The following is a 16,000-nucleotide window of genomic DNA, read 5'->3' as shown; positions in this document are numbered from 1 at the left end:
GCTTCATCTCGCATTATGAACTGGCTGCTGGACCTCACTCCCGACGAATGGAATGCGGTCCGGCTGTCGATCAAGGTGGCAACGGTGGCGATGCTCGCCAGCCTGCCGCCGGGCATATTGATCGCGTTGCTGCTTGCCCGGGGACAGTTCTGGGGCAAGACGCTGCTCAACGGACTGGTGCATCTGCCGCTGATCCTGCCGCCGGTGGTGACTGGTTATCTGCTGCTGCTGACCTTCGGCCGGCGTGGCCCGGTCGGCGCGTTCCTGGCCGAGCATTTCGGCATTGTTTTCTCTTTCCGCTGGACGGGTGCGGCGCTGGCTTGCGGCGTCATGGGCTTTCCCTTGATGGTGCGGGCGATCCGGCTTTCGATCGAGGCGGTGGACCGCAAGATGGAGGCGGCGGCGGGAACGCTCGGCGCCAATCCATCCTGGGTCTTCGCAACCATTACTTTGCCGCTGATCCTGCCTGGGCTGATCGCCGGCGCCATACTGTCCTTCGCCAAGGCGATGGGCGAGTTCGGCGCGACCATCACCTTCGTCTCCAACATTCCCAACGAGACGCAGACATTGCCGTCGGCAATCTACACCTTCACGCAGGTGCCGGGTGGCGATGAAGGGGCGCTGCGGCTGACGCTGATTTCCATCGTCATTTCCATGGCAGCACTTGTCGCCTCGGAAGTGTTGGCGCGGCGTCTCGGCCGGCGGATGGACATCGAATGAGCGTTCTCGTCGATATCGGCCATCGGCTGGGCGGTTTTGCCATCGTCGCCCGCTTCGAAAGCGCCGGACGGCTGACAGCCCTGTTCGGACCGTCGGGGTCGGGCAAGACGACGCTGATCAACATGATCGCCGGGCTGATCCGGCCCGACAAGGGGCGCATCGAGGTCGACGGCCGCGTGATGGTCGATACGGATGCTGGCATTTTCGTGCCGAAGCACAAGCGCCGCATCGGCATGGTGTTCCAGGATGCGCGGCTGTTTCCGCATATGAGTGTTGCCGGCAATCTGCGTTACGGCCGCTGGTTCACGCCGCCAGCGGAGCGCTATGCCGATATGGATGCCGTCGTCGACCTGCTCGGCATCGGCCCGCTCATGGATAGGCGACCGGCAAAGCTCTCGGGCGGCGAGAAGCAGCGTGTGGCAATTGGCCGGGCACTGCTAGCCAGCCCCGGATTGCTGCTCATGGACGAGCCGCTGGCCTCGCTCGATGAGGCGCGCAAGGCCGAGATCCTGCCCTATGTCGAGCGGCTGCGCGACGAGACGAAAATCCCGATCGTCTATGTCAGCCATTCCGTCGCCGAGGTGGCGCGGCTGGCCAGCGACGTGGTGATGCTGGCGCAAGGCCATGTCATCGCCAGCGGTCCGACCGAGGCGGTGATGCAAAGGCTCGACCTGCTGCCGGCGGAGGAACGCGGCGAGGGCGGTGCCGTGCTGGACACCAGGGTGCTGCGTCACGACGAGACTTTCGGCATGACCGTGCTCGGCTCGGCGGCAGGCGAGATCCGGGTGCCGCGGCTGGCGATGAAGGCGGGGGCGTCGGTGCGCATCCGTATACGCGCCCGCGATGTGATGATCGCCACCGAACATCCGGCAGGCCTCAGCGCGCTCAACATCCTGCCGGGAACCATTACCGCGATGAGCCCCGGTGAGGGCCCGGCGGTCGAGATCGGCATCGACTGCAACGGCGCAACCGTGCTTGCCCGCATCACCGAACAGTCGCGGCACACGCTGAAGCTTCATCTCGGCGGCAAGGTTTTCGCGGTGGTCAAGACGGTGAGCTTCGACCGGGCCAACACCAGCGCCGGGCTGCCAGGTGAGGTGGATGGATGATCATCGCTATGTCTTTTTGGAATAGCGGTTTCGCCAAGGAGATTCTAGTATGGGATCAGGCGTGATCGCGGAGGAGCAAAAATGCCGTCGCTGAGCTTGCGGATAAATCTCGATCCCGACGGGCGCATCGGACCGGGCAAGATCGAGCTCCTGGAACAGATCGCCGCCTTCGGCTCGATCTCGGCCGCCGCGCGCGGCATGGAAATGTCCTATAAGCACGCCTGGGACCTCGTCGAGGACATGAACCGGGTGTTCGGCAAGCCACTGGTGGCGGCGCAGACCGGTGGCCGCAAGGGCGGCGGCGCGCAACTGACGGCCGCGGGGCTTGCGGTGGTCAGCCGCTTCCGCGCCATTGAGCGTGCGGCGGCTGCAGCGGCCGCGACGCATATGGAGGCATTGCAGGCGGAGATTGATGCGGGGTGAGGGCAAGGCAGTAGGCAGTAGGGCTTAATCCTCTCTACTGGGCTTGCGCAGCAGGTAGGTGTCCATGATCCAGCCCTTCTGCCGGCGGGCTTCCTCGCGGACTCGTTCGATCTCGGCGCCGACATCACCGAGACGGCCCGAAATGAGAATCTCGTCCGGCGTGCCGAGATAGGCGCCCCAATGGATGACGACATCCTTGTCGTCCAGCGTGTTGAAGGCGCATTTGCCGTCGAGCAGGACGACTGTGCTGTCGGCATTGTCGGCCAAGCCTTCCTGCGTCAGGCGCCGCCCGGTGGTGATCAGCACGGAATCGCCGATCCGGTTCAGCGCCATTTTGTGACTGGCGGCAAGCGACTGGACAGCGGTGATGCCGGGTATGACTTCCAGTTCGAACGCGACATTGCCTCTCAAGCGCACGCGCTCGAGGATGCGCAAGGCGCTGTCATAGAGCGAAGGATCGCCCCAGATCAGAAAGGCGCCGCAGCCATCCCCTGCAATCTCGTCGCGGATCAGGTTCTCGTAGATCGCGGCGATGGCTTCATGCCAGTCATCGACGGTCGAACGATAGGACGGTGCAGGCCCATCTTCTACTGGCAGGTCGCGCACCGGCACGTCGAATTCGACGCGGCGTGACTTCGGGTTGGTGACGAAGCGGTCGCAGATCTGGCGGCGCAGCTCGGCAAGCTCGTCTTTTTTCGTGCCCTTGTCGGGGATGAACAGTACATCAGCCCGGTTCAGGCCTGATATGGCCTGAACCGTCATATGGTCGGGATTGCCGGCGCCGATGCCGATGACGAGAAGCTTGCGCATGGGGCGAACTCCTGCCCGATCGGAACCTGTTAGTCCAGACCGCGCTGGTGCGTGTCCAGACCGCGCTGGTGCGTGTCCAGACCGCGCTGACACGCCCACAGGGTCGGAAGGCTTTGAAACGCTGGATTGAAACAGCTAGGGTCATGCAGGCATTCCAGTAGAGGGAGCTTCGATGTTGCGATTTGTTCTGACTGCAGCGCTGATGCTTTCAGCCGCGCCCGCATTCGCCAATGATTCGATTGCCGAACTTGGCACCGGCGGCCTGATCCTGTCGCGCAGCGATGCCGTGGCAATGCAAAGCGAGGACCTCTTCATCTCGCCGGAAAAAGTGACGGTCGACTACGTCTTCCACAACAACACCGATCGGGATGTCGACGCCATCGTCGCCTTCCCGATGCCCGACATCGAAGGCGATCCTGAAGAGAGGCCGGCGCTTCCCAACGACCAGAGCGACAATTTCCTCGGCTTCGAGGTGACGATCGATGGCGCACCGGCAAAGCCGCGGCTCGAGCAGAAGGTGTTGGCGCTCGGCATCGACATCGGCGCCGATCTGAAGGCGCAGAACGTGCCGTTTTATCCTTTCGGCGACGCGGCGAAGGCGGCGCTGGCCAAGCTGCCTCAAGCGGTTACCGATGACTGGGTCAACCGCGGCATCATCATCGAGGATACCGGCGGCGATGGCACCGAGACGAAGAAGATCTACACGCCGTTCTGGCAATTGCGTTCGACCTATTGGTGGCGCTCGACCTTTCCAGCCAACAAGGACGTCCACGTTTCCCACCGCTACAAGCCGAGCGTCGGGGGCACCTCTTCGGTCAGCTTTTTCTACGACGGCAAGTTCCAAGGGCAGTACGCGACCTACAAGACGCGCTACTGCATGGACGACACATTTGAGAATGCGGTGCGCAAGGCAGCCAAGGACGACCCCGACGGCTATTCAAAATATTATGAAAATCGGATCGCCTATATCCTGACCACAGGCGGCAACTGGGCGGCGGGTTCGATCGGCAAGTTCAAACTGACGGTCGACAAGGGCAATCCGAAAGCCCTGGTCTCGTTCTGCGGCGACAGTGTCAAAAAGGTCGGGCCGACGACATTCGAGATGACGGCGAATGATTTCGACCCGGAGCACGACATCGACATCCTGCTGCTGGTGCCGTCTGACAGAAATGGGGGGAATGCCAACTGATGCACGTCGCAATCTACGTTGCCATTGCCGAGAACGGCGTGATCGGGCGAGACGGCGGGTTGCCGTGGCGGCTGTCCACCGATCTCAAGCGATTCAAGGCCGATACGATGGGCAAACCCATAATCATGGGCCGCAAGACCTATGAAGGCATCGGCCGGCCGCTGCCTGGCAGGCTGAACATCGTGGTTACCCGCGACAAGGCCTGGCGCGCCGAGGGCGTCGAGGTCGCGCATTCGCTCGAAGCCGCGATCCAGCTGGCAACGGTGCGCGTGCGCTGCATGGCCGGTGTGGACGAAGTCTGCGTTATCGGCGGCGGCGAAATCTATGCCCAGGCGCTGCTGCTGGCCGACCGGCTGCACGTCACCCATGTGCTGGCAGCGGTCGACGGCGATGCGCATTTCCCGCTCATCGATCCGGATTCCTGGCTTGTCGTCAGCTCCCAGGACGTTCCAGCCGGAGAAAAGGACAGCCACGCGACGCGCTATACGATTTACGAGCGCCGCGCGAGACTTTGAATGACAAAAAGGGCATTGAAAGAAGACAAAGGGTCGCGACCGGACCAAATCGGACGAACTGGCAGCGCATCGCGTTGAAAGCGCCTCGCGGCGTCCCTATAGAAGAACATACTGGATTTTGCGCCGTAATGCCGGCGTTTGAGGGAATTCCAAGCGAAAGGACATTTATGCCCTGGAACGATAAAAGCGGCGGTGGCGGCGGCCCGTGGGGCGGCGGCGGCAACAATCAGGGACCCTGGGGGCAGGGACCCAAGGGACCGAGCGGCCCACAGGGCTCGCCTCCCGATCTTGAAGACATCATCCGCCGCGGCCAGGACCGGCTGCGGCGCGCCCTGCCGGGTGGCGGTGGCGCAAGCCCAGCCATTTTCGCGCTGATCGCGGCGGCACTTGTGGTGCTGTGGGCGTTCAAGGCGGTTTATACCGTGCAGCCCGACGAGGTCGCGGTCGAACTGCGCTTCGGCAAGCCAAAGACCGAGCTGTCGCAGCCCGGCCTGCATTTCCATTGGTGGCCGCTCGAAACGGTCGAAACGGCCAAGATTTCCGAGCAGCTCGTCGACATCGGCGGCGGCGGCGCGACGAGTGGCAACACGTCCGGACTGATGCTCACCGGCGACCAGAACATCGTCAACGTCCAGTTCTCGGTGGCCTATCAGGTCTCCGACCCGAGCGCGTATCTGTTCGACGTGTCCGATCCCGACGGCATGCTGCGGCAGGTTGCCGAAAGCGCCATGCGTGAAGCCGTCGGCCGCCGGCCGGCGCAGGACATCTTCCGCGACGATCGCCAGGGCATTGCCGCCTCGGTGCGTGAAATCATCCAGACGACGCTGGACGGCTACAAGGCCGGCCTCAACGTCAACGCCGTCTCGATCGAGGATGCGGCACCGCCACGCGAAGTGGCCGATGCGTTCGACGAGGTGCAGCGCGCCGAGCAAGACGAAGACAAGTTCGTCGAGCAGGCCAACCAGTACTCCAACCAGAAGCTCGGCCAGGCGCGCGGCGAGGCCGCACAGGTCCGCGAAGACGCGGCCGCCTACAAGAACCGGGTCGTGCAGGAAGCCGAAGGTGAGGCACAGCGCTTCATCTCGGTCTATGACGAATACGCCAAGGCGCCCGACGTGACACGCAAGCGCCTCTATCTGGAAACCATGGAGAGGGTTCTGAAGGATTCCAACAAGGTCATCGTCGAGCAGGGCAACGGGCAAGGGGTCCTTCCTTATCTGCCGCTGCCGGCATTGCAGCCGAAGACCCCGGCACCGGCCGCCCCTGGTGGCGTCACGGGAGGTAACCAGTGATGGCCAACCGTCTTCCCATCATCGTCGTCGCAGCAGTGGTCATCCTGTTCCTGCTCTATTCGTCGGTCTTCGTGGTCAATGCGCGCCAGCAGGCGCTGGTGCTCAGGTTCGGCGAGATCGTCGACGTCAAGAGCGAGCCCGGCATCTACTTCAAGGCGCCGTTCTCGTTCTTCGACGCCGATACGGTGCAGTTGATCGAGAACCGGGTGCTGCGCTTCGATCTCGACAACATCCGCGTCCAGGTGTCGGGCGGCAAGTTCTATGAGGTCGACGCCTTCATCGCCTATCGCATCTCGGATCCGCGCGTCTTCCGCTCCGCCGTGTCCGGTCAGATCGAACTGGCCGAAGCTCGGCTCAGGACGCGTCTCGACGCTGCCTTGCGCCGCGTCTACGGTCTGCGCGATTTCGAGGCCGCGCTCTCCGAACAGCGCGCCGTGATGATGCGTGAAGTCCGTGATCAGCTCAGGCCCGACGCCACCTCGCTCGGCCTGCAGATCGAGGATGTCCGCATTCGCCGCACCGATCTCACCGCCGAGGTTTCGCAACAGACCTACGATCGCATGAAGGCGGAACGCCTGGCGGAGGCCGCGCGACTGAGGGCACGCGGCAATGAAGCGGCACAGCGCATCACGGCCCGCGCCGATCGCGAAGTGGTCGAGATCGTTGCCGAAGCACAGAAAGAGTCGGAAATCCTGCGCGGCGAGGGCGAAGCCCAGCGCAGTGCCACCTTCGCGGGAGCGTATCAGCGCGATCCGGCCTTCTTCGATTTCTACCGGTCGATGAATGCGTATGGAGCGGCGCTGGACAACACCGGGACGACGATGGTGCTGTCGCCGAGCTCGGAGTTCTTCCGCTTCTTCCGCGATCCCGACGGTAAGGAAGGGCCGGCAAAGCCGACTTCGCCCGCGCCTGCTCCAACCGCTCCGGCGACGGCACCTGCCGCGCCGGCGGCACAGCCCAGCACCGGCCAGTAGCGGCCGGTGCAGGATTTTCTCGCCGCCATGGGTCTCGTCCTTGTCATAGAAGGTCTGGTCTATGGCGGCTTTCCCGGCCTTGCCAGGAAGCTTGCCACCGAAGTGTTGTCGCTGCCCGAGAACGCGTTGCGGATTGCCGGGCTGGCGGCGATCGCCATCGGCGTCGGGATCGTCTGGCTGGTGCGAGGCATATGAGGCCGGTGAGCTTCGGTTTTTGGGATACGAGCATCGATCCGGGATACGAGCATCGATCCCGGGGATAACGGATGATTTATCCTCTGCCGATGGTCATAGCCGCAAACGTGCCGTATTTTTTGCCAACATGGCGCGACGCGGCGTTTTCGTCGAAGCGCTTTTCTTTTCAGGAATACCGGGAGGCTTCTCGATGACATCCAATACAATCTTGCGCGCGGCACGGCGGACGTTCATCGCCGGCGCGGCGGCACTTCTTGTCAGCGCCGTCGCTGTCCCGTCGTCCGTGACGCCGACATTTGCCGCGGATGGGCCGGCTTCCGTCGCCGACCTGGCGCAAGGCCTGCTCGGCGCGGTGGTCAACATATCGACCTCGCAGACGGTGAAGGGCACCGAAGGTCCGGGCGCCGTGCCGATGCCGCAACTACCCGAGGGGTCGCCCTTCCAGGATTTCTTCGACGATTTCTTCAAGAACCGTGGCGGCGACAAGGACAACGGCGCGCAGAAAGTGCAGTCGCTGGGTTCCGGATTCGTCGTCGACGCCGAGCAAGGCATCGTCGTCACCAACAACCACGTGATCGCCGACGCCGACGACATCGAGGTCAATTTTTCCGACGGCGCCACCTTGAAGGCAACGCTGGTCGGCACCGACACCAAGACCGATGTCGCGGTGCTGAAGGTCGATCCGAAAGGACACAAGCTGACGGCGGTGAAGTTCGGCGATTCCACCAAGATGCGTGTCGGCGACTGGGTGATGGCGATCGGCAATCCGTTCGGCCTCGGCGGCACGGTGACGGTCGGTATCGTCTCGGCCCGCAACCGCGATATCAATTCCGGCCCCTATGACGACTTCATCCAGACCGATGCCGCGATCAATCGCGGCAATTCCGGCGGCCCGCTGTTCAACAGCGCCGGTGAGGTCATAGGCATCAACACCGCCATCATTTCGCCCTCTGGAGGCTCGATCGGCATCGGCTTCTCCATTCCCTCGCAGCTCGCCTCGGGCGTCGTCGACCAGTTGCGCCAGTTCGGCGAGACGCGGCGTGGCTGGCTCGGCGTGCGCATCCAGCCGGTCACCGACGACATCGCCGAGAGCCTCGGCATGGCGACCGCCAAGGGCGCGCTGGTCGCCGGCGTCATCAAGGGCGGACCGGTCGACAATGGCACCATCCAGGCCGGCGATGTCATCATCAAGTTCGACGGCAAGGACATCCATGAAATGCGCGACCTGCCGCGCGTCGTCGCCGAAAGCCCGGTCGGCAAGGCGGTCGATGTGCTGATCGTGCGTAAGGGCGTCGAGCAGACCGTGAAAGTGACGCTCGGCCGGCTCGAGGATGGCGAGAAGCTCACCAGCGGCGAGGAGGGTGGCAATACCGACCAGGACAAGGGTGACAAGGCCCCGGCCGTTTCCACGGCTTCGGTGCTCGGCATGACGGTCGGCGAACTGAATGAGGAGACGCGCAAGAAATTCAGCATTGCGGCCGATGTTTCCGGCGTCGTCATCACCGACGTCACCAAGGATTCTGCTGCCGCCGAGCGCGGCATCCAGCCAGGCGAGGTGATCACCGAGATCGCGCAGGAATCGGTCGCCACGCCCAAGGACGTCATGGACCGGATCGGCGCCTTGAAGGAACAGGGACGCAAGAATGCGCTGCTGATGCTGGCGTCGAAGACCGGCGAGCTCAGGTTCGTGACGATCCGGATGGACTGAAGCCCGGAAGATCCGGCAGAATTCTCATCTTGAGTGGACAGGGCGGCTAGGGGCCGCCCTTTTTTCTTTGTTCCCAGTTGGCGCGGGAGAGCCTGTAGAGGACATGCCGCTTGAGCGCCGGGTGACTGTCCGGGACGTCGGGATGGTCGAAGTCGCTGGCCGGGTCGGCACTCATGCCGAGGCGTTCCATCACGGCGATGGAGCGCCTGTTGTCGGCGACGGCGATAAGGAGATAATCTCGCCGAGGCCAAGCCTTTCGAAACCGTAGGCAAGCCATGCCTCGGCCGCTTCGGTGACATAGCCCTTGCCCCAGAATTCAGGGGCCAGTCGCCAACCGATCTCGAAGGTGCCGGCCGGAAGGAATGGCAAATGATCTGTGTCGAAGAGGCCGATGAAGCCGATGCATTCTCCGGTGGCGACAATCTCGGCGGCGGTGAAACCGTAGCCATCCCTGGCGATCGAGGTCCGGAACTCGTTCATCTTGGCATCCGCGGCGGCCCGATCGCGGCGGAACGGAAAGAATTCCATCACCTGTTCTTCGGAATTGATCCGGTGAAACAGCGCGCGGTCACGATCCTCCCAGTTGCGCAGGATCAGGCGCTCGGTACGTATTGGTTTCATTGCACAAACTCTTCCTGCCTGTAGCCTTGCGCATAGAGCAGCGCGGTCAGGTCGCCATGGTCGATGCGGACCTTTGCCTGTGCCGCCACCGTCGGCTTGGCATGCAGCGCGACACCGGTGCCGGCCAGGCGAATCATGTCGAGATCGTTGGCGCCGTCACCTACGGCGATGGCGTCGGCAGGCGTCAGGCCGAGGCGCGCTGAAATTTCGAGCAGCGCGTCGGCCTTGGCGGCACGGCCGAGGATCGGCTCGCCGACCAGTCCGGTGAAGCGGCCATCCTGTTCGAGCAGGCGATTGGCGCGATTCTCCTGGAAGCCGAGCATGGCCGCGATGCGCGTCGTGAAGACCTCGAATCCGCCAGACACGAGTGCCGTCCAGGCGCCGTTGGCGCGCATGGTCTGAACCAGCGCGCGAGCGCCCGAGGCCAGGGTCAGGCGATTGGCGACGATGCGATCGACCACGGCCGCATCGAGTCCCTTCAGCAACGCCACCCGCTCGCGCAAGGCCGGTTCGAAGGCGATCTCGCCATTCATCGATCGCGCGGTAATTATGGCAACCCGATCCTTGAGGCCGATCTCGTCGGCCAGTTCGTCGATGCATTCCTGGTCGATCATGGTCGAATCCATATCGGCGATCAGGATTTTCTTGCGCCGGGTTTCCGCCTGCTGGACGATCACGTCGACCGCCTCGGTGGCGAGTACCGTGCGCAAGACGGCACTCGTATCGGCGGCGTCGGCTGCCTCAGGCAAGACAAGATCGCAGGCAATCCCTTCGGCCAGCCAGACAACAGCGCTTGCGCCGGCCGACCGTGACGCCATATTCGCAAGCGACAGCGACAAAGCGCGGTCGGCGGGATGGGATACAAGCGTGGCGATGAGCGGCATGGAACATTCCGGCGGACAGGCGGGCGAGGGCCGCGTGAAGAACGCGATCCTGATAGCCGGGCCGACCGCCAGCGGCAAGTCGGCGCTGGCGCTCGATCTGGCCGAGCGCAAGGGCGGCGTGATCGTCAACGCTGATTCCATGCAGGGCTATTCGGTGCTCGATGTGCTGACCGCCCGGCCGGAGGCGACCGACCTCGCCCGCGCACCACATTTCCTCTACGGCCATGTCCACCCGGCCGTAGCCTATTCCACCGGCGCATGGCTGCGCGACGTGATGAAGCTGATCGACGAGGGTGCGCTTTCCGAACGGCCAGCAATTTTTGTCGGCGGTACCGGGCTCTACTTCCGCGCGTTGGCCGAGGGCATTTCGGAAATGCCCGATATTCCGCAGCGGGTCCGGGACCGCTGGCGCTACGAACTGAAGGAGCAGGGCGCCGTCAAGCTGCACAGCCTGCTGCTGCGCGAGGATTCGGCGGCCGCCATGATGCTCAAGCCGACCGACAGCCAGCGCATCGTGCGCGCATTGGAGGTGCTCGACGCGTCGGGCCGTTCGATTCGGGAATGGCAGGCAGAACGCGGCCGGCCGCTCATCGACAGGGAGACCGCGCGTTTCTTGGTGATCGAGCCGGACCGGGCGGCGCTGGTCGGCCGCATCGAAAAACGCTTCGACCAGATGCTGGACAAGGGCGCGCTGGACGAGGTCAAGCTTCTATCGGCGCTTGGCCTCGATCCCGAATTGCCGGCGATGAAGGCGATCGGCGTTCGCGAACTGCAGGCCGCGGTCGCCGGAGAGATTGGCTTTCCCGAGGCGATCGAACGCGCCAAGATCGCGACCAGGCAATATGCCAAGCGGCAGACGACCTGGTTCAGGCATCAGCTGGGGCCGGAATGGCAAAGGGTGCGCCCCGGTGATGATGTGGAAACCACGATCTGACTGCTTATTTCCATTGCAACCTGAAAAGTTTACTTGCAAAGAAAGGTTCTCGTTGCGGTTGTCCAAATTAACCCTCCGTAAGCCCGCCCATGCCATAAGGTCAGTGGGCACTTTTCCAACGGGGAGCAGATGCGTTTCCACAAGGCGGAATCAGCATTTTTCGTCTTTATATTCGTGATCCTGGCCGCCGGCCTGGTGACGCTGCATGCTTATGGACTTCTGCAATCCTTCGCCAACGAGCTGCATACGGCTTCGGGTCTGGACAAGGTCATCTATCTCAACAAGCTTTTGTTCGCGACCGGCGTGCTATTGGCTACCGCGCTGTTCTTCGGCATTTTCTTCATCTATCCGCTGATCCGAAAACAGGCGACGGAAGAAGGCAAGCTGCGCGCCATGACGGTCTCGCTCAGCGCGCGCTCGGAAACACTCGAGCATGCGGCGCTGACCGACGGCCTGACCGGCATGCAGAACCGGCGCTATTTCGATGATGCGCTGAAGGAGTATCTCGAGGAGTTCAGGCGCATCGAAAAGCCGGTCGGGCTGATGATCCTCGATCTCGACCATTTCAAACAGGTCAACGATACCCATGGCCACGACGTCGGCGACGAGGTGCTCAAGGCCGTCGCGAACTGCCTCAAGGATATGACACGCTACCACGATGTGGTGGCGCGATTAGGCGGCGAGGAGTTCGCGGTGGTCACGCCCAACATGGACGCCGACCTTCTGGGCAAGTTTGCCGAGCGCATCCGCAAGGCGATCGCCAACATGTCGGTGCTGTCAGGCAATGTCCGCCTCAAGATCACCACCAGCGTCGGGCTTGCCGTCTGGGATCGCAAGGAGACGGCGGAGGAGTTCTATCGCCGCGCCGACCGCCAGCTCTACGAGGCGAAGAGGCAAGGCCGCAACCGCGTCTGCGCCTAAAATCCCGTCGCTGAATTCGTGAGGCTGGCCGTCTGCCGCCATTTTCTGCGCCTCCAGTGCTCTCGGACTCAAACGTCCGCTCCGCTCCGGTTCTCGAAAACAGCACCAGCCGACTCAGCCTGACGAATTCCCTGACGGGATTTACCCAAGCGGTCCGGGCAGAGCGCAAGCTTGGCGCGGTTTCTCAATCAGCGGGCAGAACAACCAGGCCGCAAACTCAGTCGTTTTGCGGGCGCAGGCCGAAGGTTGCGGGCTTGAGGCCGTAGCGCATGTCGAAGTCGTCGTCCGATGGCGCGCGCGCGGCGGGGGGCTTGCGGTAGTCGGGGTCGCCGGCCTGGCGGCCTGAATCGACGACTTCGGCGAAGGCCATCGACTGCTGCGTTGATTTCGGCACGTTGCGCAGTCGTTCGACGATCGCCACCAGATCGACATCGTCGGCTGACTTCGAAGAGGCGGCCTCTTCGCGCTTGGCCGTGCCGGGAAGCAGGTGGCTCGGCAGTTTTTCGAACTTGAGCCGCATTGTCGCCGCCACGCCTTCGCCGAAGGCGATGGCTTCGCGCTGGCCCATGGAGGACAGGAAGGCAAGCGTCGAGGCGGAAGAGTCGGCAATCGCCGAGCGGATGATCGCCTGGTCCTGCTCGTTGGCAAGCCGCATGGCGAAGAAGGTCGAGCATTGCGACAGGATGGTCGGGTCGAGCTCGCCTGGGCGCTGGGTGACCACGCCGAGATAGCAGCCATACTTGCGGCCTTCCTTGGCAATGCGCGACAGCGCGTGCCTGGTAGGCGCGAAGCCGAGGCGCGGATCGGCGGGCATATAGCGGTGCGCTTCTTCGCACAAAAACAGAAGCTGCAGCTTGCCTTCACTCCACAGAGCGAGGTCGAAGGCCAGGCGCGCCAGCACCGAACAGACGGAATTGACCACTTCGGACGGCATGCCGGCCATCTCGAAGCAGGTCACCGGGCGGCCATGATGCGGCACGCGGAAGATGTTGCCGATCGTTTCGTGGATGGTGTCCTCGATCAGGCGCGAGTTGAACATGAAGCGGTAGCGCGGGTCGGCCGCCGCCGATTCGATGCGCGTCTTCAGCGATCTGAGCGTCGGGCGATCGGTCTTGCTTTCGAGCATGCCCATGCGCTCGTCGATCTGCTTGAGGAGGTCGGCGATGCGGTAAGGAACCGGCGTATCGGCGGTCAGCGCATCGCCGCCGCGCCTGATATAAGCGCCGGAATTGGGATTGCGGTAAAGGTTCTTGGCGGCCGGAATGAGGTCGCGCAAGGCATCGATTTCTTCCGGCTCGGTCTCGCGGCCCCGGAACAGCACCTCGGCGAATTCCTCCAGCGTGAACATCCAGAACGGAAGATCCAAGGTTTTGGAATCGACCCTGACGCAGTATTCGGGCAGCGACGCCGCGAACTCGTTGTGCGGGTCGAGGATCAGGATGCGCAGGTCGGGTCTTGCCGCGATCGACTTGCGCAGCAGCAGCGAGACGGCGGTGGATTTGCCTACACCGGTGGTGCCGACAATGGCGAAGTGACGCGCCAGCGTATCGTCGATGGCGATATTGGCGGCGATCGTTTCGTCCTGCGCGAGCGTTCCGATGGCGATCGAATGACGCCCGGCGAGGTCATAGACCGCCTGCAGGTCACGGGTGCGGATGCGGTGCGCGACGGCGCCGATATGCGGATAGGCGGTGATGCCGCGGTCGAAGACCGGTTTGGCGGCCGGCTCTGCTCCGTCACGCACTTCGCCGATCAGCTCGATGCTGACCTCGATCGCGTTCTGGCCCTCATTGCTCCAGGCACGATCCGACTTGCCGATCCCGTAGACCAGGCCGACGGTTCGCGTGGATCCGAGATTGATGGAAATCATCTTGCCGACCGTCCACAGGCCGGTCACCGCGCCGTCGACATCATTCGCATAGGCACCGATGGTCGCGCGTGCGCCGTCGCATTGCACGACATTGCCCAGGATGCGCCTGTCGTTCTGCTCGGCGTCGCGGCGCTCCTGCGATGTCGGTTCTCCAACGGAGGCTTCGCGTTCGACATACATGGACAGGCCAATCCCCATTTCCCCTGGAGCAACGATCCTACAGGAATGGGGTTAAGGCCCGATGAGGTCGGATGGTGTAGAGAGGATTAAGGGGTCCGTGAAAATTGTAGCGAGGCGGCTCTTTTCCGGTGTCGATATTTCGCTATAATAGACATATGGATGATATAGCGAACGATATTTCCTCGACGATCGGTCGAAGGATACACGCCGAAAGGATCATGCGGGACTGGTCCTTGGCCGAACTCGCGGAGCGTTCCGGCGTCTCGAAGGCGATGCTGAGCACGATCGAGCGCGGCAAGACCAGTCCGACGGCGGCCCTTCTCGTTCGCATCGCGGCGGCCTTCGGCCTGACCCTGTCGACCTTGATCGCGCGCGCGGAGTTGCATGGCGGCGGGCTGCTGCGCGAGGCCGATCAGCCGGTGTGGCGCGATCCCGATACCGGCTATGTGAGACGGCACCTTTCGCCGGCGTCCGACATGCCGCTCGAGCTGATCAGGGTGCAGCTGCCGGCGAGCGCCAAGGTCAGCTTTCCGGCCGCCTCCTACGCCTTCATCAAGCAGCAGATATGGCTGATTTCCGGGCGACTCGAATTCATCGAAGGCGAGGTGGTGCACAGGCTCGAACCCGGCGATTGCCTGGCGCTCGGCGCGCCGTCGGACTGCACCTTCCACGCCCTGGAGCTCGGCGCCGACTATCTCGTCGCGCTGGTCAGGGGCTGACGTCATGGCGAAGAGACCAAAGCGCTCCCACAATGGGGGGCCGCCTCTTGATGAGTATAAGGGGCCGCCATGGGGCAAGGGCGATCCCTACGTCTTCCTTGCCTGGCAGGCCGCCCATGCCAAGGCGTGGAAGGCGCCGAGCCGCGACGTCATGCTGCTGCGCATGGACAAGGCCGAGCGGCTGGGCCTGACCTATGAGGAGTACACGCTCGAGATTCTGGAGCGCGGGCGGCATCTCGGGGCGGAAGACACCGAACGCATCAGCGCCATCAAGGCGGTGCGAAAGCGACGCCGCGTGCGCCATCTGGACTGATGGCAATGCCCGCGTCTATCGCAAATCACAGGACATCCTGCACATGAACTTGATCGAGATCGGAACCCTGACCCCGTCTGCTCAGACGCAGGAGATGCTGGCCGAATTGCTGGTCGCAACGGTGGCGGCCGGCGGATCTGTCAGCTTCATGCATCCGCTGGCGCCGCAGACGGCAAGGGCATTCTGGGAGAAATCGCTGGCCGCGGCGGAAAGAGGGGAAAGAGCGGTGCTTGGCGCCTGGGACGGCAAGGTCCTGGTCGGCACCGTGACCTTGCTGCTCGACTTCCCGCCCAACCAGCCGCACCGGGCCGAGATCGCCAAGCTGATGACCCGGGTCGATCGCCGGGGCAGCGGTGTGGGAACGCGCCTGATGCGGGCCGCCGAAGGCCTTGCGGTCGAGAAGGGGCGCACGCTGCTGGTTCTGGACACGGCCGCTGAAGATGGCGCTTCAGGCCTCTATGAAAAGCTCGGCTTCACGCTGACCGGCGAGATACCGGACTATGCCCTGAAGCCGCATGGCGGGCTGACCGGCACGCTCATCTACTGGAAGCGGATCGGGCCAATCTCGTAAGGTCATCCAATCGGGGAAGGAGGCAGGGTGTGCAAGCCGTGCCTCCTTCATG

The 16,000-nt window shown here is 63.3% G+C and carries 17 protein-coding genes and 1 pseudogene; 14 read left to right on the top strand and 4 right to left on the bottom strand.

Features of this window, described 5'->3' with window-relative positions:
- Window positions 1-15: 15 nt before the first annotated feature.
- From modB to NKG99_RS05910, 3 genes are all read left to right on the top strand, one after another.
- Complete coding sequence (modB, locus tag NKG99_RS05920; RefSeq protein WP_352865200.1) at window positions 16-720, top strand: molybdate ABC transporter permease subunit; 705 nt, start codon at window positions 16-18, stop codon at window positions 718-720.
- The gene (gene modC / locus NKG99_RS05915; RefSeq protein ID WP_352865197.1) at window positions 717-1,829 is read left to right on the top strand and encodes a molybdenum ABC transporter ATP-binding protein; all 1,113 of its coding nucleotides are present in this window, start codon (window positions 717-719) and stop codon (window positions 1,827-1,829) included. Before modB ends, modC begins: the two co-directional genes overlap by 4 nt.
- An 81-nt stretch (window positions 1,830-1,910) precedes the next feature.
- Window positions 1,911-2,252: a winged helix-turn-helix domain-containing protein gene (locus tag NKG99_RS05910; RefSeq protein ID WP_352865195.1), complete on the top strand. Its 342-nt coding sequence runs from the start codon at window positions 1,911-1,913 to the stop codon at window positions 2,250-2,252.
- Between the two features lie 24 nt (window positions 2,253-2,276).
- Here the strand turns inward: NKG99_RS05910 and cobF are convergent, their stop codons facing one another.
- Window positions 2,277-3,062 (bottom strand): precorrin-6A synthase (deacetylating), encoded by a 786-nt coding sequence (gene cobF / locus NKG99_RS05905; protein WP_352865194.1) that lies wholly within the window; start codon window positions 3,060-3,062, stop codon window positions 2,277-2,279.
- A 172-nt stretch (window positions 3,063-3,234) separates the two neighbouring features.
- Here cobF and NKG99_RS05900 point away from each other — a divergent pair, with 172 nt between their 5' ends.
- The 6 genes from NKG99_RS05900 (at window position 3,235) to NKG99_RS05875 (ending at window position 8,935) form a co-directional block, all read left to right on the top strand.
- A complete protein-coding gene (locus NKG99_RS05900; RefSeq protein ID WP_352865192.1) occupies window positions 3,235-4,251 on the top strand; it encodes a DUF4424 domain-containing protein in 1,017 nt (338 codons plus the stop codon).
- On the top strand, window positions 4,251-4,766 hold the full coding sequence (locus NKG99_RS05895) for a dihydrofolate reductase (RefSeq protein ID WP_352865190.1): 516 nt from the start codon (window positions 4,251-4,253) through the stop codon (window positions 4,764-4,766). The genes NKG99_RS05900 and NKG99_RS05895 overlap by 1 nt, the downstream gene beginning before the upstream one ends.
- A gap of 167 nt (window positions 4,767-4,933) precedes the next feature.
- On the top strand, window positions 4,934-6,058 hold the full coding sequence (hflK, locus tag NKG99_RS05890; protein WP_352865187.1) for an FtsH protease activity modulator HflK: 1,125 nt from the start codon (window positions 4,934-4,936) through the stop codon (window positions 6,056-6,058).
- Window positions 6,058-7,032 (top strand): protease modulator HflC, encoded by a 975-nt coding sequence (gene hflC / locus NKG99_RS05885; RefSeq protein ID WP_352865185.1) that lies wholly within the window; start codon window positions 6,058-6,060, stop codon window positions 7,030-7,032. The genes hflK and hflC overlap by 1 nt, the downstream gene beginning before the upstream one ends.
- Window positions 7,033-7,038: 6 nt before the next feature.
- A complete protein-coding gene (locus NKG99_RS05880) occupies window positions 7,039-7,227 on the top strand; it encodes a DUF2065 domain-containing protein (protein ID WP_352658533.1) in 189 nt (62 codons plus the stop codon).
- 190 nt (window positions 7,228-7,417) lie between these two features.
- On the top strand, window positions 7,418-8,935 hold the full coding sequence (locus NKG99_RS05875; protein WP_352865182.1) for a DegQ family serine endoprotease: 1,518 nt from the start codon (window positions 7,418-7,420) through the stop codon (window positions 8,933-8,935).
- Window positions 8,936-8,981: 46 nt separating this feature from the next.
- Here NKG99_RS05875 and NKG99_RS05870 read toward each other — a convergent pair.
- Together NKG99_RS05870 and serB are read right to left on the bottom strand one after the other, a co-directional pair.
- Window positions 8,982-9,556, bottom strand: a pseudogene (locus NKG99_RS05870) (GNAT family N-acetyltransferase).
- Complete coding sequence (gene serB / locus NKG99_RS05865; protein WP_352865180.1) at window positions 9,553-10,440, bottom strand: phosphoserine phosphatase SerB; 888 nt, start codon at window positions 10,438-10,440, stop codon at window positions 9,553-9,555. Before serB ends, NKG99_RS05870 begins: the two are co-directional and overlap by 4 nt.
- On the opposite strand from serB, the gene miaA reads away from it, so the two are divergent.
- Together miaA and NKG99_RS05855 are read left to right on the top strand one after the other, a co-directional pair.
- The gene (miaA, locus tag NKG99_RS05860; protein WP_352865177.1) at window positions 10,430-11,374 is read left to right on the top strand and encodes a tRNA (adenosine(37)-N6)-dimethylallyltransferase MiaA; all 945 of its coding nucleotides are present in this window, start codon (window positions 10,430-10,432) and stop codon (window positions 11,372-11,374) included. The genes serB and miaA overlap by 11 nt on opposite strands.
- 129 nt (window positions 11,375-11,503) lie before the next feature.
- Window positions 11,504-12,295: a GGDEF domain-containing protein gene (locus NKG99_RS05855; RefSeq protein ID WP_352865174.1), complete on the top strand. Its 792-nt coding sequence runs from the start codon at window positions 11,504-11,506 to the stop codon at window positions 12,293-12,295.
- A 217-nt stretch (window positions 12,296-12,512) separates the two neighbouring features.
- Here the strand turns inward: NKG99_RS05855 and NKG99_RS05850 are convergent, their stop codons facing one another.
- The gene (locus NKG99_RS05850; RefSeq protein ID WP_352865172.1) at window positions 12,513-14,345 is read right to left on the bottom strand and encodes an ATP-binding protein; all 1,833 of its coding nucleotides are present in this window, start codon (window positions 14,343-14,345) and stop codon (window positions 12,513-12,515) included.
- A 155-nt stretch (window positions 14,346-14,500) separates the two neighbouring features.
- Here NKG99_RS05850 and NKG99_RS05845 point away from each other — a divergent pair, with 155 nt between their 5' ends.
- The 3 genes from NKG99_RS05845 to NKG99_RS05835 are packed head-to-tail and all read left to right on the top strand — an operon-like array spanning window position 14,501 to window position 15,948.
- A complete protein-coding gene (locus NKG99_RS05845; protein ID WP_352865169.1) occupies window positions 14,501-15,064 on the top strand; it encodes a helix-turn-helix domain-containing protein in 564 nt (187 codons plus the stop codon).
- A gap of 4 nt (window positions 15,065-15,068) precedes the next feature.
- On the top strand, window positions 15,069-15,377 hold the full coding sequence (locus tag NKG99_RS05840) for a hypothetical protein (protein WP_352865167.1): 309 nt from the start codon (window positions 15,069-15,071) through the stop codon (window positions 15,375-15,377).
- A gap of 43 nt (window positions 15,378-15,420) precedes the next feature.
- Window positions 15,421-15,948 carry a GNAT family N-acetyltransferase gene (locus NKG99_RS05835; protein ID WP_352865164.1) on the top strand — a complete coding sequence of 176 codons (528 nt, stop codon included), beginning with the start codon at window positions 15,421-15,423 and terminating at the stop codon, window positions 15,946-15,948.
- Window positions 15,949-16,000 lie beyond the last annotated feature (52 nt).

Source organism: Mesorhizobium sp. M1409 (genome assembly GCF_040317535.1).
Taxonomy (GTDB): Bacteria; Pseudomonadota; Alphaproteobacteria; order Rhizobiales; family Rhizobiaceae; genus Mesorhizobium.
The sequence above is the reverse complement of the archived record's forward strand: the minus strand, read 5'-3'. Positions and strand labels throughout refer to the sequence as shown.